The organism is Actinophytocola sp. (assembly GCF_036402745.1).
Classification (GTDB): domain Bacteria; phylum Actinomycetota; class Actinomycetes; order Mycobacteriales; family Pseudonocardiaceae; genus Actinophytocola.
Window position 1 is genome coordinate 1 of the sequence record NZ_DASWSJ010000263.1, and the last position, 22,214, is coordinate 22,214.

Sequence of the window (22,214 nt, forward strand, 5' to 3'; positions counted from 1 at the left end):
ACCCAGCTCGTGAGTAGGTGACCGGCCATGAACACGCCAACCCGGCGAGAGCAACGCAAGGCACGACGCGCCCTGCTGCGTCAGATCTTCACGGTCGGCTGCGCCCTACTGCTCGCCGCGGCCGCCCAGCGCTGACACGAAGCCGGCCAACGCGGCGCGGTCGAACACAAGGATGGGGCCACCCGCGTTCTTCGAGTCGCGGACGGCCCCAGCCTCAGCCGGCCAGGCCAGCTCAACACAGTTCGTGGGGTTGCTCCGGCTACTCTTCCTCCAGCTCAAAGATTGCGGCTGGACGTTGCGCATGACGGTCCTCTCGCGACGCCCCCAACTCACTTGCCAGGGTGGCAAGCCAAGAGCGGGACTGTCCCTCATCCAGCGCAACTTTACTCAACTCGGTGACGGTCGTGCGGAACGCCGTGATGGTGTCCTCGCGCTCCAGGAACAGCACCGAGGTCATGTTCTCCATGAACAGAACCGGGTTGATCTCGGTGAACTCCATGAGCTGGAACGCTTGTTGACCTGCGTGAAACCCGGCTGCTTCGGGGACGACGCGAATTTCGACATTGTGTCGCACAGACATGGCCAACAGATGGTGCACCTGGCCGGACATGACCTCCTGACCACCACCGGTACGGCGAATCGCGTACTCGTCGATGAAGAACGTGCAATCCGGCGGGCGCTTCCCATCGAGCACCTCCTGCCGCCGCAAGCGAGCCTCGATCCGCTGCTGGGTCTCCGCGCCCGGAATCGATGGATTGGCTGCCATGAGCGCGCCCATGTACTCGGCGGTCTGCAGCAATCCTGGTATGACCACCATTTCGAAGCTGCTGATCGCGATCGCGGAGTCCTCCTGAGCGCTGAGCGTCGTCAGCTCCGGCGGGAGGCGGTTGCCGTACTCCTGCCACCAGCCGAGTTCCGTTGCGCGCCTTGCCATCCTCATCAGCTCCCGGCGCTGGGCGCCGGTGATGCGCAGGACGCCCAGCACACCCGACATGAGCTCGGCACTGACCGGCCGTTTGCCGGATATCATCCGGCTCACCATGCTCGGCGACCAGTCGAGCTCGCGTGCCAGCTCGATCTGACTCATGTCGATGGCTGCCATCCTGCGGGACAACGCCAAACCAAGTTCCCTGGACCGAATGGTCGGTTCTAGATCGTTCATACATTCGAACCTAGAACGCGAACCGGCCCGTCCGGGACAACGCCGCGACGAATTCACTCAGAGGGAGTCTGCAATTGTCTGCAATTGCGGACGCGCAATTCAGAGCAACATCAGACCGCGACATCAGACAGGGATGACCGTCGGCACGATCATGGGGCGTCGCCGGTAGGTGTCCGCCACCCAGCGGCCCACCACGCGGCGCACCGACTGCGCGATCCGGTGCGAGTCCGTGATGCCCTCGGACTCCAGGTGCGACAGGTCCATCTCCACCAGCGCCACGACCTCGTCGAGTGCCTTGGGATCGTCGGAGAAGCCGCGACCGGAGATCGTCGGCGGGCCGAGTGCCCGTCCCGTGTTGGAGTCCACCGCGACGGTGATCGCGATGAAGCCGCCCTCGCCGAGAATGAGCCGGTCGGACAGGGTGGACTCGCCGACGTCGCCGACCGAGAGGCCGTCGACGTACACGTGGCCCACCTCGACCCGGCCGGTGATCCGCGCGCGGCCGTCGATGAGGTCGACGACGACGCCGTCCTCGGCCAGCACCACGTTCGCCGCCGGCACCCCGGTGGCCACCGCGAGCGCCGCGTTGGCACGCAGGTGCCGCCACTCGCCGTGCACGGGCATGACGTTGCTGGGCCGCACCGCGTTGTAGAGGAACAGCAGCTCCCCCGCCGACGCGTGGCCGGACACGTGCACCCGCGCGTTGCCCTGGTGGATGACGTTGGCGCCGAGCCGGGCGAGGCCGTTGACCACGCCGAACACGGCCGTCTCGTTGCCGGGGATGAGCGAGCTGGCGAGCACGACCGTGTCGCCGGGCCGGATGCGGATCTGCCGGTGCTCGCCGCGGGCCATCCGGGACAGCGCCGACAGCGGCTCGCCCTGCGACCCCGTCGACACGAACAGCACCTTGCGCTCGGGCAGCTCCATGGCCTCGTCGAGATCGACGAGCAGGCCGTCGGGCACCCGCAGCAGCCCCAGCTCGGTGGCGATGCCCATGTTGCGCACCATCGACCGGCCGACCATCGCGACGCGCCGGCCGTGCTGCTGGGCGATGTCGAGCACCTGCTGCACGCGGTGCACGTGGCTGGCGAAGCACGCGACGATGACGCGCTTCTCCGCGCGCGCGATGACGTTGTCGAGGACCGGGCCGATCTCGCGCTCGGCCATGACGAACCCGGGGACCTCGGCGTTGGTGGAGTCGACGAGGAACAGGTCCACGCCCTCGTCGCCGAGCCGGGAGAAGCCCGCGATGTCGGTGAGCCGGCCGTCGAGGGGCAGCTGGTCGAGCTTGATGTCGCCGGTGTGCAGCACCAGCCCGGCCGGCGTGCGGATGGCGACCGCGAGCGCGTCCGGGATGGAGTGGTTGACCGCGAAGAACTCGCAGTCGAACTCGCCGAACGAGCGGCGGCCGCCCTCGACGACCTCGACCAGGGTCGGGTTGAGCCGGTGCTCCTTGCACTTCGCGGCCACGAGCGCGAGCGTGAAGCGGGACCCGACCACCGGCAGGTCCGGCCGCTGGCGCAGCAGGAACGGCACGGCGCCGATGTGGTCCTCGTGCCCGTGGGTGAGCACGATGGCGTCGATGTCGTGCAGCCGCGGCTCGATGGCGCGGAAGTCCGGGAGAATGAGGTCGACGCCGGGTTGCTGGTCCTCGGGGAACAGCACCCCGCAGTCGACGATGAGGAGCCGGCCGCCGTACTCGAAGACGGTCATGTTGCGGCCGACCTCGCCGATCCCGCCGAGCGCGACCACTCGGAGGCCGCCGTCGGCCAACGGGGGCGGCGGCTCTATCTGTCCGTATGTCACCGATGAACCTGCCCGGCGCTCGTGTGTGTGGTGGTGGCGACGTACGCCGCTGCGGCGTCGGCCTGGGCCACCCTGGCTGCGGCCACATTGGACGGTGGCGCGTCGGCGAGCGGCACGCCCGCGTCCCCGAGGTCCGCCGCGATGACCGCGATCTGCTCGGTGGTGGCGGGGGGGAGCGGAAGCCGCGGGTCGCCGGCGTCCTGGCCGCGCAGCCGCAGCGCGGCCTTGCCGAAGATGACCCCGCCGACCCGGCCCATGGCCCGGCACACCGGGAGGAGTCCACGGTGGACGGTGCGGGCGGTGCTGACGTCGCCGCTCTCGTAGGTCTCGAGCAGGCGCCGTAGCCGGCCGGCCACGACGTGCCCGATGACGCTGACGAAGCCGACGCCGCCGACCGAGAGCCACGGCAGGTTGAGCGCGTCGTCGCCGGAGTAGTAGGCGAGGTCGGTGCTCGCGATGACCTCGCTGCCGGCGAACAGGTCGCCCTTGGCGTCCTTGACCCCCTGGATGCGCGGGTGCTCGGCGAGCCGGCGCAGCGTGTCGACCTCGATGGGCACGACCGAGCGCGGCGGGATGTCGTAGAGCATGTTGGGCAGCCCGCTGGCGTCGGCCACCGCGGTGAAGTGCGCGAGGAGGCCGGCCTGCGGGGGGCGCGAGTAGTACGGGGTGACGACGAGGAGGCCGTGCGCGCCGGCCTGCTCGGCCTCGCGTGCGAGGTGCACGGAGTGCGCGGTGTCGTAGGTGCCGACGCTGGCGACCACGCTCGCGCGGTCCCCGACGGCGTCGACGACCGCGCGGACGACGTCGCGCTTCTCGTCGTCGGAGGTGGTCGGCGACTCGCCGGTGGTGCCGTTGACCACCAGGCCGTCGTTGCCCAGGTCGACCAGGTGGGCGGCGAGCCGCTGGGTCGCGTCGAGGTCGAGCTTGCCGCTGGCGTCGAACGGGCTCACCATCGCGGTCAGCACTTGTCCGAACGGCCGTCCTGGCCTGGCGGTCGGGCACGTGTTCATGACCAAGACGCTACCTCTTGGACCAACCGGCTATCACTTCGACGCGACGTAGGACCGGGTCAGCTGCTTGCCGTCGGCGCGGTAGAGGACGCAGATGACCGAACGGTTGTCGTTCCAGCCCTTCTCGGTGGGGACGACGGCGCGGTAGCGGACCGCCTGCTTGTCGCCTTCCAGGAGGTCGGACCGGAAGATCAACGTGCACAGGGGCTCGGTGAACGCGGTCAGCTGGTCGGCGCCGGGGTACTTCGAGTCGGGGAACTCCTCGTACTCCTGGGGCACCCGCAGCTGGACCTCGGAGTGGTAGAACTGCAGGTCGTGGGGCTCGGCGCAGTCCACCTGGGCGCTTGCGGTGATCCGCTGGCCCTGGGCCAGGCGGCCGTTGACGCAGGCGCCGGCCGGGTAGGAGCTCCAGCTCAGCTCGGGGAGGGTGCCGCCTTTTCCGTACGTGATGGCCGGGTCGAGGTTGGCCGGGCGGCCGCTGTCCGCGGCGGGCTGGACGGCCTGGTGGGTGAAGAAGCCGCCGAGGAAGAGGCCGGCCGAAACGGCAGCGACGATCGCTATTGTGAGCACCGACCTTGCGGGAGAGCGGTGCTCTCTGTTGGGGGCGGTGCTCCATTTGGTGATCGGGTACGGGGCTGGGCCGAGCCGGCTGGTCTCGGCGGCCGCGAGGCCCGCGGGTGGGGTGTAGGTGGCCTGGGCCAGGAGGCCGCGGACCTGCTCGGCGGACGGGCGGGCGTCCGGGACCTGGTTGAGCAGCCCCATGATCACCGAGGCGAGCGGGCCCTGGCAGCGGGTGAGGTAGGGGACCTCGCTGACGATCGCGTGCATCGTGGCCGCCGTCGACGAGCGCTCGAACGCCGAGTGGCCCTCGACGGTGAAGAACAGCACCGCGGCGAGGGCCCAGAGGTCGGACTTGGCGTCGGCCTCCTCCCCCTTGATCCGCTCGGGTGCGAGGTAGGTCGGCGAGCCGACGAGCACCCCGCTGGTGGTGAGCCGCGGGTCGTCGGTGGACTGGGCGATGCCGAAGTCGGTCAGCTTCACCCGGCCGTTGGGCAGGACCATGATGTTGCTGGGCTTGACATCCCGGTGCACCACCCCGGCCGCGTGCGCCGCCTCGAGCGCGGAGAGCAGCTGCTCGGCGAGCCGCGCGACGGCGTCGGGTGGGAGCGGGCCCTGCTGGCGGACGATCGCCGAGAGCGTGGGCGCCTCGAGGAGCTCTATGACGATGTAGGTGTCGCCGGACTCCTGGACGACGTCGTACACCGTGACGACGCCGGGGTCGTTGAGCCGGCCCGCGGTCCGGGCCTCGCGGAGCACCCGCTCCTCGAGCACGCTCCGCTCGTCGTCGGGCACGCCCGCGGGCAGGTGCAGCTCCTTGACCGCCACCCGCCGGCCTATCGTGCGGTCCTCGGCCAGCCAGACGATGCCCATGCCGCCGCGGCCGATCTCGCTCAGCAGGGTGTACCGGCCGGCGATCACGCGTGGCCCGGCCGGGACCGTCTGCGTCGGTTCCTGTGTCACCTCGACCTCCTCCGCACCTCCGACCGGGCAGAAGGATGTCAGGTTCCCCTGGGTTCGCAGGCGCCGGGCGTTCAGAAGCTCCGGGTGAGACCCTTGACCCGCGCGACCGCGTCCTGCTCGCCCTCGAAGTCGAGGACGACCTCGTCGCGGCCGAACGCGAACAGCAGCAGCTCCCCCGGCTCGCCCGTGACGAGCACCGTGTTGGGCCCGCGCTTGACGACCGCCTCCCGGCCGTCGGGCGTGCGCAGCACGAGGCCGACGGGGCTGCGGCGCAACGTCATCTTGCCCGCACGGGTGACGCCGGCCCACAGCACGGCGTCGCGCTCCGGATCGGGGTCGCGGGGCTTCCAGCCGGGCTGGGCACGCCGGACGTCCTCGTGGTGGACGTAGAACTCGACCGAGTTGACGAGCTTGTCGACGGCCGGGATCCGGGTCGGCGAGAGCGCGGGCGGCCCCTGCCGGACGAGGTCGACGAGCTCGGCCCACGGCCTGCGCGCGTAGGTGTCCTGCACGCGCTTGGTGTAGCCGGCGAGGGGTTTGATCAGGATGCCGGGCGCGGCGTCGGGCCGCCGCTCGCGGACCACCAGATGGGCGGCGAGGTCGCGGGTCTGCCACCCCGTGCAGAGCGTGGGCCGCTCGGGCCCCAGCTCGGTGAACAGGTCGCAGAGCGCCGCACGCTCATCGGTGGAGACAGCCATACGCCGAGCCTAGCCGTGGGTAGCTCACTGCTGCCGGAGCTGGACCTTGTCGAGCTGCCGGTTCTGCCGGCTGGCGACGAGGCAGTAGACCGTGCGGTCGCCGCCGTCGTCGGAGTTGTCGTTGGCCGCGTCGTCCCAGGACCGCTTGGTGGGCAACAGGGTGAGGTAGGACAGCGCCTGCTCCTTGTCCGGCGCCGCCACGACGGGCGAGCGGAAGTACAGCGAGCAGGAGGACTCGGCGATCCCGCGGAGCTCGCCGCCGGGATAGGTGAAGTCCGCGTCGGAGGGAAACAACGGCAGCTCGATGACCTCGAACTCGTGCGGGTCCTCGCAGGCGCTGTTGCTGTCCGACGGGTAGCTGCGGCCCTTCTCGAACCGCGCGGTGGGGCAGGCGCCCTGGCTGAGCGCGAACTCCGGGATGTCGCCGCCGCCCTTGCCGTAGGTCAGCGTGGCGCCCTTGGCCGCGTCGACCGGCGGCTCGTCGACGAGCAGGGCCTTGCCGGCGAACGCGCCGCCCACGAACGCGCCGACCACGAGCACCGCGACGAGCACGACCGGCCAGCGCCTGCGGCCCGGCGCGGTGGGCGGGCGGCCGGCGACCTGGGTCGCGTTCGGTGTCGCGTTCGGGTACAGCGCGGTGCCGCCGTTGTAGCTCGCGTGCGGCACGGTCTGGGTGCCGGCCGGCGGGGTGTGGGTTGCTTGGGCGAGCAAGCCGTGGACCTGGGCGGCGGACAGGCGCGCCTGCGGGGTCTGGTTGAGCAGCCCCATGATCACCGAGGCGAGCGGGCCCTGGCCGCGGGTGAGGTAGGGGACCTCGTTGAGGATCGCGTGCATCGTGGCGGCGGTGGACGAGCGCTCGAACGGCGAGTGGCCCTCGACGGCGTAGAACAGCACGGCGGCGAGCGCCCACAGGTCGGAGCCGGCGTCGGCCTCGCCGCCGCGGATGCGTTCCGGCGCGATGTAGCTGGGCGAGCCGACGAGGATGCCGCTGGTGGTCAGCCGCGGGTCGTCGGTGGACTGGGCGATGCCGAAGTCGGTCAGCTTCACCCGGCCGTTCGGCAGGACCATGATGTTGCTGGGCTTGACATCCCGGTGGATCACGCCCGCCGCGTGCGCGGCCTCGAGCGCGGACAGCAGCTGCTCGGCCAGCCGCGTGACGGCGTCCTGGCGCAGCGGGCCCTGCCGGGCGACGATCGCGGAGAGCGTCGGGGCCTGGATGAGCTCCATGACGATGTAGGTGTTGCCGGACTCCTGCAGGACGTCGTAGACGGTGACGACACCCGGGTCGTTGAGCCGGCCGGCCGCGCGGGCCTCGCGGAGCACGCGCTCCTCGAGGACCTTCCGCTCGTCGTCGGGGACGCCGGCGGGCAGGTGCAGCTCCTTGATCGCGACGCGGCGCCCGATCGTGCGGTCCTGGGCCAGCCAGACGATGCCCATGCCGCCGCGGCCGATCTCGTCCAGCACGACGTAGCGCCCGGCGATCACCCGTTGCGGCGTGGTCTGCTGCTGTTCCGGCTGGCTCACGCGCGGAATGCTACTGCGCGCCACACTGTCGTCATGGCCGCTTGGATCCTCCACGTCGATCTCGACCAGTTCATCGCGGCGGTCGAGGTCCTGCGGCGGCCTGAGCTGCGCGGGAAGCCGGTCGTGGTGGGCGGCACGGGCGACCCGACGCAGCGGGCGGTGGTGGCGACGGCGTCCTACGAGGCGCGGGAGTTCGGTGTCCACTCCGGAATCCCGCTGCGGCTGGCCGCGCGGCGGTGTCCGGACGCGGTGTTCCTGCCGCACGACCCGCCGGCCTACGACGCGGCGTCGGCCGAGGTGATGGCGGTGCTGCGGTCGTTCGACGCGGTCGTCGAGGTGCTCGGGTGGGACGAGGCGTTCCTGGGGGTGTCGACCGGGGACCCGTGGGCGTTCGCCCGCGCGATCCAGGAGGCGGTGCTGTCGCGGACGTCGTTGTCGTGCTCGGTGGGGATCGGGGACAACAAGCTGCGCGCGAAGCTGGCGACGGGGTTCGCGAAGCCTGCCGGGGTGTTCGAGCTGACCAGGGACAACTGGGTCGCGGTGATGGGCGACCGGCCGACCGAGGCGCTGTGGGGCATCGGCCGCAAGACCGGCCGCAAGCTCGCGGAGCTGGGCTACACGACGGTGGCGCAGCTGGCGCGCGCCGACCCGGCCGTGCTGGCCGCGCGCCTCGGGCCGACGATCGGGCCGTGGTGCCGGACGCTGGCGCTGGGCGCGGGGAGCACCGAGGTCGTGAGCACGCCGTGGGTGGCGCGGTCGCGGAGCCGGGAGACGACGTTCCAGGAGGATCTCGTGCTGGCGGCGGACATCGCCGCGCAGGTGTCGCTGCTGGCGCGGCGGGTGGCCGAGGACGTGGTGGCGGAGGGCCGGCCGGCCGCGCGGGTGGCGGTGAAGGTGCGGTTCGCGCCGTTCTTCACGCACACGCGGAGCATGACCCTGCCGTCGCCGACCAGCGACGCGGCCGACCTGGAACGCGCCGCGCTGGAGGTACTCGCCCGCTTCGAGGACGACCGGCCGGTGCGGTTGCTGGGTGTGCGGGCGGAGTTCGCCAGCTAGAGCGGGGTGACCTCGTGGCCGGCCTCGCGCAGGGCGAGGACCGCGCGCTCGAGGTCGGTCGCCTGCACGAGGACGTGGTCGGTGTCGTAGGTCGAGACGGCGAACAGGCTAACGCCGGCCGCCGCGAGCTCGCCGGCGAGGGCCGCCATGATCCCGGTGAGCGCGAACTCCAGCGGGCCGCGGACCGAGAGCAGCCGCCAGCCGTCCTCCCGGGTCTGCGCGCCGGGGGCGACGCGGGTCGGGCAGATGACGGTGACGCCGTCCGGCGAGCTGATGACCGAGACGACGACCGGGCCGCCGAGGGTGAACAGATCGGTCGGAGGGACGCTGCCGGCGGGCAGGCGCAGGACGGTGTAGTCGCCGGCCCCGACGTCGACGACCAGTCTCCGCATCGCGTCAGCCCTCGGTGACGAACGGGCTGGAGGCGACCTCGGTGCCGTCCGGCAGCGTGGAGATGACGAAGTCGTCGAAGACGTTCGTGGCCGCCTTGTGCAGCTGGCGCAGGCATTCCACGGCGAGCTCGCGGATCTCGACGTCGGCGTGCTCGCTGGCGCGCATGGCGATGAAGTGGCGCCAGGCGCGGTAGTTGCCGCTGACGACGATGCGAGTCTCGGTGGCGTTCGGCAGGACGGCGCGGGCGGCCTGGCGGGCCTGCTTGCGGCGCAGCGTCGCGTTGGGGACGTCGGCGAAGTGCTCCTCGAGCCCCTGGAGGAGGTCGGTGTAGGCGGCGACGCCGGCCTCGGCGGCCTTGAGGAACTTCTCGTGCAGCACCGGATCGCTCGCGATGACCTCGGGCTCGACCATCTTCGCGTGCTTTTCGGGCACGTAGCGCTGGGAGAGCTGGCTGTAGGAGAAGTGGCGGTGGCGGATCAGCTCGTGGGTGAGGCTGCGCGAGATGCCGGTGATGTAGAAGGTGACGGTGCCGTGCTCGAGGACGGAGAGGTGCCCGACCTCGAGGATGTGCCGCAGGTAGCCGGCATTGGTGGCGGTGACGGGATTCGGCTTCTTCCACGACTGGTAGCAGGCGCGCCCGGCGAACTCGGCGAGCGCCTCGCCGCCGTCCGCGTCGGTGGACCAGGGCACGTCGGCGGGAGGGAAGAACTCGGTCTTCGCGATGAGCTGCACCTTGGGCGACACCGTCTCCGTCATGCCTCGCACTTTAACCGCGCCGAACCCACCCCGAGGACGCCGACACGAAGTCCGCCGGCCCGGGAGCGATCAGAGGCGCTCGCTCGTTCTCTTCAGGAGACTCCGCCATCGTGACATCACCATGACGTCTCCGGCACTTGACTGATGTCAGATCTGACGTCATAGTGACATCATGGATCTCACACCGTATGTCGCCGCCTTGCGGGAGGACCTCTCTACGGCTGCCTCCGCCGGCGACGAGAACACCCGGCGCGCGGCCGCGGTGCTCGCCGCCGCGCTCGAGCCCGCCGCGCGGCTGGCGATCATGAACGCCCTTTCCGACCTCGCCGCCGAAGTCACCGCCTCGCTGGAGGATCACGTCGTCGATGTGCGGCTCGACGGGCGTGACGTGCAGGTGGTCGTCACCAGCACCGCCGCGCCGCATGAGCCGCCGCCGCGGGCGGAGGAGCAGCCGCCGGACGAGGGCGGGGACATGAGCCGCATGACGCTTCGGCTGTTCGAGCAGCTCAAGAGCAAGGCCGAGCAGGCCGCCGCGGCACAGGGGGTGTCGCTGAACACGTTCGTGCAGCAGGCCCTTCAGGGGGCGGTGCACGGCAAGGGCCGCGGTGGCCGTGGCAAGGACTGGGGCCGCTACGGCTGGAACGAGTGGGCACAGGAGCACAAGGGCGGGCAGAGCTCGTCGTCCTCCCGAGTGCATGGCTGGTACGAGGGGTGAACCAGATGACCGAGGATGCCGAGGACGTTGTCCGGCAACAGAGTTTCGAGACCGACGGGCCTGTCGAGATCGACGTGAGCACGGGGCCGGGGCGCATCGAGGTGCGGCTCGTCGACGAGCCGGGGGTGCACGTCGAGGTGCGGCACGACCCGTCCGGCGCCAGCCCGTTCTCGCAGGGCGTGTCGAGCCTGGTGTCGTGGCTGGGCAACCAGTTCGGCAACCAGCTGGGCGACGTGATCCCCGCGAGCGTGCCGGCCGAGGCGGTGCGGCAGACGCGCATCGACCTCAGCGGTGGGCGGCTCGTGGTGCGCGCGCCCAAGGAGGTGCAGCTGCGCAACGTGTCGGTCGCCGTGTCGGTGCAGGCGCCGGTGGGTAGCCACGTCACGGCCAAGTCCGGCTCGGGTGACGTCGTGGTCAGCGGGGCGGTCGGGCGGCTGGAGCTGCAGACCGGGTCGGGGCGCATCAGTGCCGACCAGGCCGAGGGCAGCGCCAAGATCGACACCGGCTCCGGCGTGGTGCGCCTGGGTCCGATGGCGGCCGGCGTGCGGGCCAAGACCGGCAGCGGCGACGTCGAGATCACCGCGATCGGCGGGGTCAGCACGGTGGTCACCGGCAGCGGCGACATCTGGCTGGGCGCCATCACGAGCGACGTGCTGGCCCGGACGGGCAGCGGCAACGTCACGATCGCCGACGCGTCCGCCGGCCAGCTCGAGCTCCACACCGGGTCCGGCGCCATCCGCGTGGGCATCCACGAGGGCAGCCCGGCGGAGGTCGACCTGTCCTCCGGCTCGGGCGAGGCCCGCAGCGATCTCGACCTCACGGTGAACCCGCCGTCGTCCGCGCCCGGGCTGCGGGTTCGCGGACGGACCGGCTCCGGCTCCGCGCTGGTGACCACCGCGGCGGACTGAACGTTGGCGGACACGCCTTCGCAGGACATGCATTCGCGGACACGCTTTCGCGGATACAGGGGGTGGAGGAGGCCGGGTGGCGCGCAGCTCCGCGCGTCACCCGGCCTCTTCGCGTCTCCCCGCCTCTTCGCTTCTCCCGGCCCGGTAGCGCATGACCAGCCCCACCACGACGGTGAGCGGCGCGGCGACGCAGGCGACGTAGAGCAGGATCAGCGGCAACCCCGGATGCGGTCGCATGCCGCCCACCGAAGGCAGCTCCGAGTTGAACGCGAGCGACGGCTTGACGTGGTGCCAGCGCGTGACCTCCAGGTACATCAGGTACCAGGACCCCGCCCACCCGAGCCCACCGAGCCACGTCACCAAGCGCATGCCGTCCACCATGCCACCGCGCCAGCCAAGGACCACCGCGTCAGCCGAGGACCACTTCGTCAGCCGAGGACCGCGCGTAAGGCCGGGGCCAACGAGCCCCTGTCCTCGGCCTCGACCTTGTCCAGCTCCAGCCACTCGGCCATCACCTGGAGCTCGGCGGCCAGCTCGGCGGCCACGCGGGGGGCGTGGGCCGTCGGCTCGGCGAAGGCGCCTCGGACGCGGAGGACGCCGTTGCCGCGGTCCGTCTTCAGGTCGACACGGGCCACCAGCTCGCCGTCCAGCAGGAACGGGAAGACGTAGTAGCCATAGACCCGCTTGGGCTCGGGGACGTAGATCTCGATGCGGTAGTGGAAGCCGAAGATCCGCTCGGTCCGCGCGCGCTCCCAGATCAGCGGGTCGAACGGGCACAGCAGGGCCCGGCCGACCACCCGGCGCGGCTGGCGGGCGTCGACGTGCCGGTACGCCGGGTGCGACCAGCCGTGGACGGCGACCTCCTCCAGCAGGCCCGCCTCGACCAGCTCGGCGACCGCCTGGCGGCTGCGTTCCGGCGGCTTGATGCGGTAGTAGTCGCGCAGGTCGGGCTCGGTGGCGATGCCGTGCGCGGTGGCGGCGCGCAGGGTCAGCTCGCGGATGGCGTCCTGTGTGGACAGTTCGGGCGCGCCGTGGATCTCCGGGGGCAGCACGCGCTCCGGTAAGTCGTACAGCCGCTGGAAACCGCGCCGCGCGCCCGTGGTGAGCTCCCCCACGGCGAACAGGTACTCGCACGCGTGCTTGACCGACGACCGGTTCCACCAGCCGCCCCCGGCGCGCCGGCCGGTCATGCCGAGCTCCTGCTCCAGCGGGCCGGCGCCGATGGGGCCGAGGTCCTTGACCGCCGCGAGCACGTCGTCGAACAGGCCGGGCGAGCCCTTGAGCAGGGACGCGTACCGCTGGCCGAGGCGCTGCTCGTAGCCGCGCATGCGCCAGCGGAACAGCGGCCAGTCCTCGACCGGCAGCAGGCTGGCCTCGTGCGCCCAGTACTCGACGAGCATGCGCGGCCGGCGCGGCCGGTGGTCCCACGCGGCGTCGTCGACGAGCGCCGCGGGGTACGCGCCGAGCCGGCTGAACAGCGGCATGTAGTGCGCGCGCACGGCGACGTTGACCGAGTCCAGCTGGATGAGCCGGACCCGATCGAGCACGCGTTTGAGGTGCCGGCGGGTGACCTCGCCGGCCGGCCGCGCGTCCACGAAACCCTGTGCCGCCAAGGCGGTCCGGCGCGCCGCGGCCGCGGTGATCGTGGTGGTCATCTCGCTGTTCCTTCCGGGACCTTGGCTCGGCTTTCCGCGCGCACCACGAGGACGACCGCGCACAGGACGATCAACCCGCCGGCCAGCTGGGCGATGCCGAACCTCTCGTCGGCGAGCGAGACGCCCAGCAGCACGGCGATGACCGGGTTGACGTAGGCGTAAGTGGCCACAGTGGACACCGGGAGCCGGCCGAGGGCGTAGACGTAGGCGCTGAACGCGAGCGAGCCGAACAGCACGCAGTAGACCCAACCGAGCCAGGAGCTGGTGCTGACCGCGGCGAGGTGGAGCTGCTCGCCGCGGACCGCTCCCCCGGCGGTGAGCACCAGGCCGCCGACGAGCATGCCGACGGCGGAGAAGGTGACCGGGTTGGGCGGGACGGGTAATCGCGAGCCGGCGACCGTGCCGCACGCCCAGCCGAACGCGGCGAGGAGTACGAGCCACGGCCCCCACCACGCGGCGCCGTGCGCGCCGGCGACGGGCCCGCCGACGAGCAGGACGACGAGGCCGACCACCCCGACGAGCACGCCGACCAACGTGACCCGCGGCGGCCGCTCCCCGACGACCCGGCGCAGGACGACGACGTAGAGCGGGATGCTCGCCACGAGCAGCGCCGCGAGCCCGGAAGCAACATGCCGCTCGGCGACGACGACCAGCCCGTTGCCCCAGGCCGGCAGCAGGATGCCGACGAGCGCGGCGGTGCCGAACTGCGGCAGGGTCATCCGGAACCCGGCCGGCCCGGCGAAGATCAGCACCGCCAGGCAGAGGAGGACGCCGGACACCGCGAACCGCGCGCCGGCCGAGAGCAGCGGCGGCATGGTCTCGACACTGAACCGAATGGCGAGGTAGGTGGACCCCCACACGACGTACACGACGCCGAGCGAGGCCCACGCGAGCCACGTGGGCCGGGTGGCCGCCGCGGGGGTGTCGATCACGATGTCACTCACACCGACACGATCGCACGAACCACCGACAAAAACTCGCCGGTTACCGGGGTGGGCGGGCGCGAGCGGCGAGGTTTCGTCGCCGGGGCGGGCCGGGTTCGTCGTCGGTGGTGACGCGGGCAGGTCAGCGGGGGCGGAAGACCGAGCCGGTGATGCCCTCGACACCCGTCAGCGTCGCCACGCAGCGGTAGATGTCGCGGTTCTTCTCGCGGTCGTCCGGGGTCGGGGGCAGGATCTCGATCGACCAGCGGTCCGCCGCGTAGTCCAGGGCCTCGCCGAAGCGGGAGGCCAGCATCGTCTCCTTTGCGCAGACCTTCCGGACCGTCGGGTTCTTGGCCAGGAGGTCCTGGAACGGGTCGACCACCTCCGGGGGCACCACCGCTATCGCAAAAGTCTCGTAGACGTGGCCCTCCTCGCAGGGCAACGCCCGGATGCTGGTCAGCTGCCCCTGGATCAACACGATCCCGCTCCAGCACTGCGCCCGCTTCGTACACTGCGCCTGCGCGTCGGGCACCTCCGCAGCCGGGCAACCCGCCGTCACCGTCGGGACGCCGAAGCGGTCCTCGTTGGTGGGCGCGGTGGGCGAGCCGCCGGCCGCGACGCGGGCGCCTGTGCCGGAGCCGGGGTCGCGGATGGCGAAGTACCAGACTCCCGCCAGCAGCACCAGGACCGCGGCCAGGGCGGCGCCGGCCAGGACCAGTGGGCGCCGGCGGGACGGAGGCGGTGTGGTCGCGGCGGGACCCGGAACCGGGCCGCTACCCAACGCCGGGCCCCCACCCACAGACGACGGAGGAGCCGGCGGCGGCGAAGGAACACCCGGCCCGGCAACCGTCATGACCGGCGACGTCACCGCATGCCGCGGACCGGTGAAGTCGCCGACCGTCAGCTGGCTCAGGTCCGCCCGCAGCGCGGCCGCCTCCTGGTACCGGTGCGCCGGGTCCTTCGCCAACCCGCGGCGCAGGATCCGCATGAACTCCGGCGCGATCCCCGGAATCTCGTCGATGGGACCGTCGTGCCGGCGGACGATCTCCGGCACGCTCAGGTCCCCGGTCGCCGGGAACCGCGGCGGGTAGCCGGCCAGCAGCGTGTACAGCGTCGCCGTCAGGGCGTAGACGTCCGACTGGACCGTCGGCGGGTGCAGGTGGAACGCCTCGGGCGCGGCGTACGCGGGGGTGAGCGCGGCCAGCGTCACCGACGAGTCGCGGCCCGCCTCGACCAGCGCCGCCAGGCCGAAGTCGGCGAGGCCCACGGTGCCGTAGCGCTTGACCAGAATATTTCCCGGCTTGATGTCGCGGTGCAGCACGCCGAGGTCGTGCGCCGCGGCCAGCGCGTCGGCGAGCTTCTGGCCGATCTCGGCCACCTCGCGCGGGGACATCCGCTCGCGCTCGGCCAGCGACCCGCCCGGGCACAGCTCCATCACCAGGTACGGCCGCGCGTCGGGCAGGACACCGGCGTCGTAGATCTCGACCACGTGCGGATGCCCGGACAGCCGCCCGGCGGCGCGAACCTCGCGGAGGAACCGGCGCTGGTCGCGGTCGTCGAGGATGACCCGGGTGTCGACCTTGATGGCCACCTCGCGGTCGATCGTGACCTGACGCGCCCGGTAGACGACGCCGAAACCGCCGCGCCCCAACACATCGATGATCTCGTAGCCCGGGACGGCGACAGCGGTCACGCGCCGAGCGTACGGGTCACGGCCAGCTGAGGATTCTTCGCATCCCGGCCCCGGTAGGTTGCCGTTCATGGCCGATGCCACCGTCCGTCCCGCCGTCCCCGCCGACGCCGCGGACATCGCCCGCCTCCAGCTCGACACCTGGCGCGCCGCCTACGCCGACCTGCTGCCCGCGGCGGTGCTCGCCGAGCTCGACCCCGAGGAGACCTCGCTCACCTGGCGGCAGACGATCGAGCAAGGTCCGGCACAGGTGTTCGTCGCGCTCGAGGGCGACTGGCTCGTCGGGTTCGTCGCGGCCGGGCCCGCGCCGGAGGACGAGACGGCGAGCGCCGACGGGTCGCCGGCCAAGGACTCGGCGACAGTTGCCCTGGTCAGCACGCTCCTCGTGGAGCCACGGTGGGGCCGGCGCGGTCACGGCGGGCGGCTGCTGGCCGAGGCCGGACGGGCGATGTCGGCCGCCGCCGCGACTCGGGGCGTCGCATGGGTTCCCGAACGGGACGAGGCGACGCTAGGGTTCTACGGTCGCGCAGGATGGGTTGTCGACGGCACGGTCCGTACGCTGGACGCAGGCGGGCGTCCTCTGCGCGAGGTCCGCATGACCGGCACTCTCCGTATCGAACTGGCCTGACCGGGCGACATCCTTAGGTAGGCTGACCGCCGGTATCCGACGACGCAAGGGGTTTTCCTGGTGCTTGCGTGGCTGTGCGTCACTCTCGGTGTCGCCTTCGGCTCCGCGCTCCTACCGCTGATCAGTATCGAGATCTTCCTCGTCGGGCTCGCCATGCAGGAGCCGCGCATCCCGTGGCTGGCGCTCGGCGCGGTGGTGGCGATCGGCCAGGTCAGCGGCAAGCTGTTCTACTACTACGGCGCACGCGGCCAGCTCCACCTGCCGCACTGGCTGCACCGCCGGCGGCGGGCCGACCGCCCGCTCACCGCACGCAAGGTCCGCTGGCAGCTGCGGACCAAGCGCTTCCGCGGCTGGGTCGAGGCCCTGCGCGAGAAGTGTCACCGGCACCCGCGCTGGATGGTCGGCACGTACGGCGTCAGCTCCGTGCTGGGCCTGCCCCCGTTCATGGCGACGTCGGTGCTGGCGGGGATGGTGCGGATGAGCTTGTCCGCGTTCGTCGGCGCCGGGCTGGTCGGCCGCTTCATCCGGTTCAGCGCGGTCGCCGCCTCACCGGCCCTGTTCGCCGGCTGGATGCTCTGACCGCCGAGCTGCGCACCGGCCGGCTGTCGCTGCGCCGCCCCGAGCCGGCCGACATCGACGCGATCCTCGCCGTGCACAGCGACCCGCGGGCGGTCGCGCACAACCCGTCCGACGCGCTGGCCACCCGCGCGGAGGCGGCGGAGCTCTACGCCCGCTGGAACCAGCACTGGCGCGACGCCGGGTTCGGCTACTGGGTCGTCCGGCGACACGACGACCCCCGGCCGCTCGGGTTCTGCGGCGTGAAGATCTGGCCCATGCGGGACCAGCGCACGCTGAACCTCTTCTACCGCCTCGACCCCGAATGCTGGGGCGACGGCATCGCCGGCGAGGCGGTCGCGGCCGTCGTCCGCTGGGCGGCCACGCACCGGCCCGGCCTGCCCGTCATCGCCAGGGTCCGCCCGGCGAACATCGCCTCCCAGCGGGTCGCCCTGCGCGCCGGCCTCATCCGCGCCGAGCACCTCGACGCTGAGGGCTACGACGGCCTCGAGTGGGCCTACACGACCATCGCCTCGGCGGTCTCCGGCACCAGGGCCACGCGCACGTCGTCGGGGCGGTAGTCGGTCAGCGGCACCGCGAACACCGCCGTCGCCTGGCCGGTGTCTGTACCGGTGTCGGTGTCGGCGGCGTAGGTGAGGATGCGCCACTCGCCCTCGTCCCAGTGGTCCAGCAGGTCCGACCGCAGCCGGCCGACGACCGAGCGGTACGCGCCGCTCTTCTGCAGCTGCTGCACGGTCGACTCCAGCGGGACCGTGACCTCCCGGTTCGCCAGCGGGTGCGACAGGCGGACCCGCCACCGGCGCAGCGGCAGCAGCCACAGGTGGTCCAGCTCCGGCGAGAGCATGACCACCGCCGCGCCCTCGACCACCGCGACCAGCACGAGTGGCCCCGCCGACGGCCACCAGCCGCTGCCGGACCCGGCCAGCACGCCGAGCGCGACCAGCAGGCCTGCCCGCAGGAAGGCGCGTCCGCGCACCGGGGTGTGCTTGTCGCCGAGGCACCCGCACGACGACTCGGGCGCCTTCACCTTCGCGTAGGTCAGGTAGCCGAGCATCCCGGCGCTGAGCGCCACCGCCAGGTACGCCTCGACCGCGAGCACCGGCGGCAGCACCAGCACCGCGCCCACGACGAGCTCGACGCCTGCCACCGCCCGGTAGGCGCGCACCACGTGCCGCTCGCCGACCAGACGCTTGAGCGCCGACCGCCGCGCGGCCTCGGGGGTGCGGAGCTTCAGCACGCTCGCCCACAGGAGCACGCCGCCGAGCACGAGCTGCTGCACGCTCGCCAACGATTCGATCACCACAGTCCTCCAGTCCAGGGCCCGGGGGCCACCCTCGCCGCGTCCGAGCCGCGCGCGAGGGTGGCGGATCGGGGCATGGCTAGGCCGCCGCGTAGACGGTGGCCAGGTCGACCTCGTTGGTGTCCGGGCGCCAGGCGCCGATCACCTGCGCGTGCTTGCCCACCTGCAGCAACGACAGGTCGCTGACCGCGGGCGTGCTGTTGTAGACCGCCGCGGTGGTGCCGGCGACGACGTGGCCGACGATCCGGTCACCGTGGTGGTCCAGGTGCATCATGTTCCGGCCGATGGACGTGATGTGCACCTGCAGGTTGACGATGTTCAACCAGATGGCGTCGGCTGCGAGCGTCCCGTCCGGCATGCGCACGCCGCGGGCGTACAGACCGTCGCCGACCTTGGCCGCGTCCGAGGTCGTCGGGCGCAGCTTCCACACGCTGGTGGCGCCGGTCAGGTGGATCTGGTGCATGCTGCGGTCGGAGCTCGTGACCATCAGCAGGCCCTTCTGGAGGCTGATGATCCGGCCCTCGACGAAGTTCGGGTCGGGGGCCCCGGCTTCGACGTCGAGCTTCCTGGCGGCGGCCGCCGCCTCGGGTGCGAACGAGCCGATCGTGCTCGCGCCGACCACGGTGGTGGCGGTGCCGAGCACCGCGCTGCTGAGGAACTTCCTGCGGCCCAACGAGTCCATGTCTGGCACCTCCTAGCTGTGAATCGAGACGGGCATGATCCCGCTGGACAGGTTGCCGATCGCGCTGTACGCCGACGGCGTGAGGTCGAGCAGCCGGTCGGTCGCGCAGTTGCCGGAGCAGCACGAGCGCTCGCTGCACCAGAGGTCGGTCTGCGGCCCGCAGTCGGCGATCCTGACGGCGATCTCCGTGGTGCCGCACAGGTTCTTCACGTAGAAGGTGTGCCCGCAGGTCCGGCGTAACAGGGTGTCGCCGCAGGTGTCCGGCCGGGTGATGGCGAAGCAGGCGTCGGACGTGTTCGGCCAGGCGCAGTGACGGCTGCCGGAGGAGCAGTTGCCACACGCGCCGCCGCCCGCGGAGCCGCAGGGGCCCCAGCCGGCACCGCAGCAGAACCACGAGGTCTCCGCGGTCGTGGGTGCTCGCTGATCTGGTGGTGCCATGGTCATTCCCTTCGGGGGTGCCCTGGCATCGACCGGATCCGCGCGCGTTTCAGGCACGGCGAGCTGGGGTGGGCCCGCGCACGGGCCCACCCCTACTCTCGTCTGGCCCTCTTCGCGCGCGGGTCCCGGTGGAGATGGCAGGGTGGGACTTTCGCACGAACAGACGGGAGTTGGTTAGCTACTGACGGTTCGACGCTACTTGGTGACCCTTGATCTCACACCTGCCAAGCGGCGTAGCCGAGCGGGGCAACCGGCGCAACTTGGACACCGTTTTCCCAGATAGAACGTTTCATCGTCGAGCCGACCGCGTCCTCCCAGTCACGCGGGCTCGCGGTGATCAGCTCGTCGGGCACGCTGCTCACGTTGCTGTTCGGGCTGTCCGCGCTGGCGACCAACGCACCGCGCCGGAGACATGCTCTCGGGTTGGACGGGCTCGCTCCGCCGCTGGATGACGAACTGTGGGCCGCGGAGGCCAAGAACGCCGTGCAGGCCACGGCTCGCGCTCAGTTGACGATCGCGGAGGCGGCTCGGCGGGCGAACCACACGATGGCCCGGTTCCTGCTCGCCGGGATCGTCCTCGAGATTTGCGGAATCGCCTGCATCACCTGGGCCGTCGTGGCGTTGATCAGCTCAGGGTGACTTCCGGGCCGGCGCTCGGGCTACAGGTCCAGCACGTTTTCCAGGCCTACCGTCAGGCCTGGGCGGTTCAGGATCTCCCGCACGCCCAGCAGCACGCCCGGCATGAACGACTTCCTGTCCAGCGAGTCGTGGCGGATCGTCAACGTCTCGCCCTCGCCGCCGAACAGGATCTCCTGGTGGGCCACCAAACCTGCCAGGCGGACCGAGTGGACCCTGATGTCCTCGACCAGCGCGCCGCGCGCACCGTCCACTTCGGACGTTGTCGCGTCCGGGGGCTTGTCCTGGCCCGCGGCCGCGCGGGCTTCCGCCACCAGGCGGGCGGTGTAGGCCGCCGTGCCGGAGGGGGCGTCCGCCTTGCCCGCGTGGTGGAGCTCGATGATCTCCACCGACGGGTAGTACCGCGCGGCCTGCTGGGCGAAGCGCATCGACAGGACCGCACCCAGCGCGAAGTTGGGCGCCACCAGCACGCCCAGCTCCGGCTTCGGCTCCAGCCACTGCCGGATGGTGTCGAGCTTGTCGGCACCGAAACCCGACGTGCCGACGACGCACCGGATGTCCTGGTCCACGCAGAACCGGATGTCCTCCATCACGACATCCGGGTGCGTGAAGTCGACGACCACCTCGGCGCCGGCGTCGGCGACGTCGAACATCCGGTCGCCGACGTCGATCATGGCGACGACCTCCAGGTCGCCCGCGGCCTCGACCGCGCGGCAGACCTCCGCGCCCATCCGGCCGCGCGCGCCCAGCACGCCTACCCGGATCGGGTTGTCCTCGGAGCGAGCCAAGAGCGGGTCACCTCGCCACTTCGGCCGGCACGTCGTCCGGGTGCGCGTAGGGCCCCACCAGCGCCGTCGCGACCGGACGGGTGAGGAGCTGGCCGGCCAGCTTCGCGACCTCCTCGGTGGTGACCGACTCGATGTGCTCGAGGGTCTGCTCCACCGTGAGGTACTCGCCGTAGGACAGCTCGCCCTTGCCGATCCGCGACATCCGCGAGCTCGTGTCCTCGAGACCCAGCACGAGGCTGCCGCGCAGCTGTCCCTTGGCGCGCTCGACCTCGGCGTCGGTCAAGCCCGAACCAGCCACATCGCCGAGCACCTCGTGCACGACGCCGGCCACCGAGCCCAGCCGGTCCGGCTGGCAGCCCGCGTACACCGACAGGTGCCCGGTGTCCGCATAGGACGCGACCGACGAGTACACCTGGTACGCCAAGCCGCGCCGCTCACGAACCTCCTGGAACAGGCGCGAGCTCATGCCGCCACCCAACGCCGTGTTCAGCACGCCGAGCACCCAACGGCGATCGTCGTGCCGGTCCAGGGCCCGGACGCCCAGCATGAGGTGCGCCTGCTCGGTGTCGTCGGTGTGCAGCACCAGCTTCTGCGGCGCCGCGATCCGCGCCCGGCCGGTGCGCGGGCGACCCGGCGGCCGGTCCCCGACCAGCCGGTCGCGGAGCAGCCGGCGGGCGTGCCGCAGCACCTCGCCGTGGGTGATGTTGCCCGCGGCCGCGAGGACCATGCGGGGCATCGCGTAGCGGCGCTTGTAGAAGCCGTGCAACGAGCCGCGGGACATCGAGGTGATCGACTGCTCGGTGCCGAGCACCGGCCGGCCCAGCGGGTGGTCGGTGAGCAGCGCCTCGATGAACGTGTCGTGCAGCAGGTCCTCGGGGTCGTCGTCGCGCATGGCGATCTCCTCGAGGACCACGCTGCGCTCGGTCTCCATGTCCTTCTCCGCCAGCAGAGCATCGAAGACCACATCGGACACGAGGTCCATCGCCAGCGGCAGGTCGCTGTCGAGCACGTGCGCGTAGTAGCACGTGTGCTCCTTGGCGGTGAACGCGTTGAGCTCACCGCCGACCGCGTCGATCTCCTCGGCGATCTGCACTGCCGAGCGCCGCGCGGTTCCCTTGAACAGCAGGTGTTCCAGGTAGTGCGCGGCCCCCGCGACGGACTGCTGTTCGTCGCGGGAGCCGACGCCGACCCAGATGCCGACCGAGGCCGAACGGACACCCGGGACCTGCTCGGTGATGACCCGCAGGCCACCGGGCAACACGGTGCGCTTGACCACGCACCCGCCGTCGGTCCGTTCCAGGACCCGGGTGCTTCCGTTCTGAGCGGAGCGAACGTCGTTACGTGCCAAC

26 protein-coding genes are annotated in these 22,214 nt (G+C 71.7%); 7 read left to right on the forward strand and 19 right to left on the reverse strand.

Annotated elements, in window-relative coordinates; genetic code table 11:
• Window positions 1-105: 105 nt before the first annotated feature.
• From VGD70_RS24695 to VGD70_RS24725, 7 genes are all read right to left on the reverse strand, one after another.
• Window positions 106-372: a DUF397 domain-containing protein gene (locus tag VGD70_RS24695; RefSeq protein WP_331085287.1), complete on the reverse strand. Its 267-nt coding sequence runs from the start codon at window positions 370-372 to the stop codon at window positions 106-108.
• Window positions 260-1,102: a helix-turn-helix transcriptional regulator gene (locus tag VGD70_RS24700; protein WP_331085345.1), complete on the reverse strand. Its 843-nt coding sequence runs from the start codon at window positions 1,100-1,102 to the stop codon at window positions 260-262. The genes VGD70_RS24695 and VGD70_RS24700 overlap by 113 nt, the downstream gene beginning before the upstream one ends.
• A 183-nt stretch (window positions 1,103-1,285) precedes the next feature.
• Complete coding sequence (locus VGD70_RS24705) at window positions 1,286-2,968, reverse strand: ribonuclease J (protein WP_331085289.1); 1,683 nt, start codon at window positions 2,966-2,968, stop codon at window positions 1,286-1,288.
• The gene (gene dapA, locus VGD70_RS24710) at window positions 2,965-3,978 is read right to left on the reverse strand and encodes a 4-hydroxy-tetrahydrodipicolinate synthase (protein WP_331085291.1); all 1,014 of its coding nucleotides are present in this window, start codon (window positions 3,976-3,978) and stop codon (window positions 2,965-2,967) included. The genes VGD70_RS24705 and dapA overlap by 4 nt, the downstream gene beginning before the upstream one ends.
• Before the next feature lie 33 nt (window positions 3,979-4,011).
• Window positions 4,012-5,499, reverse strand: a complete 1,488-nt coding sequence (locus VGD70_RS24715) for a protein kinase domain-containing protein (RefSeq protein ID WP_331085293.1) — start codon at window positions 5,497-5,499, stop codon at window positions 4,012-4,014.
• Window positions 5,500-5,570: 71 nt separating this feature from the next.
• Window positions 5,571-6,197 (reverse strand): TIGR03085 family metal-binding protein, encoded by a 627-nt coding sequence (locus tag VGD70_RS24720; RefSeq protein WP_331085295.1) that lies wholly within the window; start codon window positions 6,195-6,197, stop codon window positions 5,571-5,573.
• A gap of 24 nt (window positions 6,198-6,221) precedes the next feature.
• Window positions 6,222-7,721 carry a serine/threonine-protein kinase gene (locus VGD70_RS24725; protein ID WP_331085297.1) on the reverse strand — a complete coding sequence of 500 codons (1,500 nt, stop codon included), beginning with the start codon at window positions 7,719-7,721 and terminating at the stop codon, window positions 6,222-6,224.
• A gap of 33 nt (window positions 7,722-7,754) precedes the next feature.
• On the opposite strand from VGD70_RS24725, the gene VGD70_RS24730 reads away from it, so the two are divergent.
• Entirely contained in the window at window positions 7,755-8,777 is a 1,023-nt protein-coding gene (locus tag VGD70_RS24730; RefSeq protein WP_331085299.1) for a DNA polymerase IV, read from the forward strand.
• On the opposite strand, the gene VGD70_RS24735 is transcribed toward VGD70_RS24730, so the two are convergent.
• On the reverse strand, window positions 8,774-9,169 hold the full coding sequence (locus VGD70_RS24735; RefSeq protein WP_331085301.1) for an ACT domain-containing protein: 396 nt from the start codon (window positions 9,167-9,169) through the stop codon (window positions 8,774-8,776). The genes VGD70_RS24730 and VGD70_RS24735 overlap by 4 nt on opposite strands.
• A gap of 4 nt (window positions 9,170-9,173) precedes the next feature.
• Window positions 9,174-9,926, reverse strand: coding sequence for an FAD-dependent thymidylate synthase (gene thyX / locus VGD70_RS24740; RefSeq protein ID WP_331085303.1), 753 nt, complete (start codon window positions 9,924-9,926; stop codon window positions 9,174-9,176).
• A gap of 172 nt (window positions 9,927-10,098) precedes the next feature.
• Between thyX and VGD70_RS24745 the strand changes: the two genes are divergently transcribed.
• Together VGD70_RS24745 and VGD70_RS24750 are read left to right on the forward strand one after the other, a co-directional pair.
• A complete protein-coding gene (locus VGD70_RS24745; RefSeq protein ID WP_331085305.1) occupies window positions 10,099-10,641 on the forward strand; it encodes a toxin-antitoxin system HicB family antitoxin in 543 nt (180 codons plus the stop codon).
• Between the two features lie 5 nt (window positions 10,642-10,646).
• Window positions 10,647-11,549, forward strand: a complete 903-nt coding sequence (locus VGD70_RS24750; protein ID WP_331085306.1) for a DUF4097 family beta strand repeat-containing protein — start codon at window positions 10,647-10,649, stop codon at window positions 11,547-11,549.
• A gap of 96 nt (window positions 11,550-11,645) precedes the next feature.
• Here VGD70_RS24750 and VGD70_RS24755 read toward each other — a convergent pair whose 3' ends face one another.
• From VGD70_RS24755 to VGD70_RS24770, 4 genes are all read right to left on the reverse strand, one after another.
• Window positions 11,646-11,918 (reverse strand): hypothetical protein, encoded by a 273-nt coding sequence (locus tag VGD70_RS24755; protein WP_331085308.1) that lies wholly within the window; start codon window positions 11,916-11,918, stop codon window positions 11,646-11,648.
• A 59-nt stretch (window positions 11,919-11,977) separates the two neighbouring features.
• Window positions 11,978-13,204 (reverse strand): winged helix-turn-helix domain-containing protein, encoded by a 1,227-nt coding sequence (locus VGD70_RS24760; RefSeq protein ID WP_331085310.1) that lies wholly within the window; start codon window positions 13,202-13,204, stop codon window positions 11,978-11,980.
• On the reverse strand, window positions 13,201-14,148 hold the full coding sequence (locus VGD70_RS24765) for an EamA family transporter (protein ID WP_331085312.1): 948 nt from the start codon (window positions 14,146-14,148) through the stop codon (window positions 13,201-13,203). The genes VGD70_RS24760 and VGD70_RS24765 overlap by 4 nt, the downstream gene beginning before the upstream one ends.
• A 121-nt stretch (window positions 14,149-14,269) precedes the next feature.
• Complete coding sequence (locus VGD70_RS24770) at window positions 14,270-15,820, reverse strand: serine/threonine-protein kinase (RefSeq protein WP_331085314.1); 1,551 nt, start codon at window positions 15,818-15,820, stop codon at window positions 14,270-14,272.
• Window positions 15,821-15,887: 67 nt separating this feature from the next.
• On the opposite strand from VGD70_RS24770, the gene VGD70_RS24775 reads away from it, so the two are divergent.
• The 3 genes from VGD70_RS24775 to VGD70_RS24785 are packed head-to-tail and all read left to right on the forward strand — an operon-like array spanning window position 15,888 to window position 17,581.
• A complete protein-coding gene (locus VGD70_RS24775; protein ID WP_331085316.1) occupies window positions 15,888-16,445 on the forward strand; it encodes a GNAT family N-acetyltransferase in 558 nt (185 codons plus the stop codon).
• Window positions 16,446-16,505: 60 nt separating this feature from the next.
• Complete coding sequence (locus VGD70_RS24780; RefSeq protein ID WP_331085318.1) at window positions 16,506-17,024, forward strand: hypothetical protein; 519 nt, start codon at window positions 16,506-16,508, stop codon at window positions 17,022-17,024.
• 29 nt (window positions 17,025-17,053) lie between these two features.
• Complete coding sequence (locus VGD70_RS24785) at window positions 17,054-17,581, forward strand: GNAT family N-acetyltransferase (RefSeq protein ID WP_331085347.1); 528 nt, start codon at window positions 17,054-17,056, stop codon at window positions 17,579-17,581.
• Here VGD70_RS24785 and VGD70_RS24790 read toward each other — a convergent pair.
• From VGD70_RS24790 to VGD70_RS24805, 4 genes are all read right to left on the reverse strand, one after another.
• Window positions 17,518-18,321, reverse strand: coding sequence for a MauE/DoxX family redox-associated membrane protein (locus VGD70_RS24790; RefSeq protein ID WP_331085320.1), 804 nt, complete (start codon window positions 18,319-18,321; stop codon window positions 17,518-17,520). The genes VGD70_RS24785 and VGD70_RS24790 overlap by 64 nt on opposite strands.
• Window positions 18,322-18,400: 79 nt before the next feature.
• The gene (locus VGD70_RS24795) at window positions 18,401-19,003 is read right to left on the reverse strand and encodes a cell wall protein (RefSeq protein ID WP_331085322.1); all 603 of its coding nucleotides are present in this window, start codon (window positions 19,001-19,003) and stop codon (window positions 18,401-18,403) included.
• A gap of 12 nt (window positions 19,004-19,015) precedes the next feature.
• On the reverse strand, window positions 19,016-19,441 hold the full coding sequence (locus VGD70_RS24800) for a hypothetical protein (protein WP_331085324.1): 426 nt from the start codon (window positions 19,439-19,441) through the stop codon (window positions 19,016-19,018).
• A gap of 215 nt (window positions 19,442-19,656) precedes the next feature.
• The gene (locus VGD70_RS24805) at window positions 19,657-19,794 is read right to left on the reverse strand and encodes a hypothetical protein (RefSeq protein WP_331085326.1); all 138 of its coding nucleotides are present in this window, start codon (window positions 19,792-19,794) and stop codon (window positions 19,657-19,659) included.
• A 10-nt stretch (window positions 19,795-19,804) separates the two neighbouring features.
• Between VGD70_RS24805 and VGD70_RS24810 the strand changes: the two genes are divergently transcribed.
• Complete coding sequence (locus tag VGD70_RS24810; RefSeq protein WP_331085328.1) at window positions 19,805-20,080, forward strand: hypothetical protein; 276 nt, start codon at window positions 19,805-19,807, stop codon at window positions 20,078-20,080.
• 20 nt (window positions 20,081-20,100) lie between these two features.
• Here the strand turns inward: VGD70_RS24810 and dapB are convergent, their stop codons facing one another.
• A complete protein-coding gene (gene dapB, locus VGD70_RS24815; RefSeq protein ID WP_331085330.1) occupies window positions 20,101-20,865 on the reverse strand; it encodes a 4-hydroxy-tetrahydrodipicolinate reductase in 765 nt (254 codons plus the stop codon).
• A 7-nt stretch (window positions 20,866-20,872) separates the two neighbouring features.
• Window positions 20,873-22,213, reverse strand: coding sequence for a pitrilysin family protein (locus tag VGD70_RS24820; RefSeq protein ID WP_331085332.1), 1,341 nt, complete (start codon window positions 22,211-22,213; stop codon window positions 20,873-20,875).
• Between the last annotated feature and the right edge of the window lies 1 nt (window position 22,214).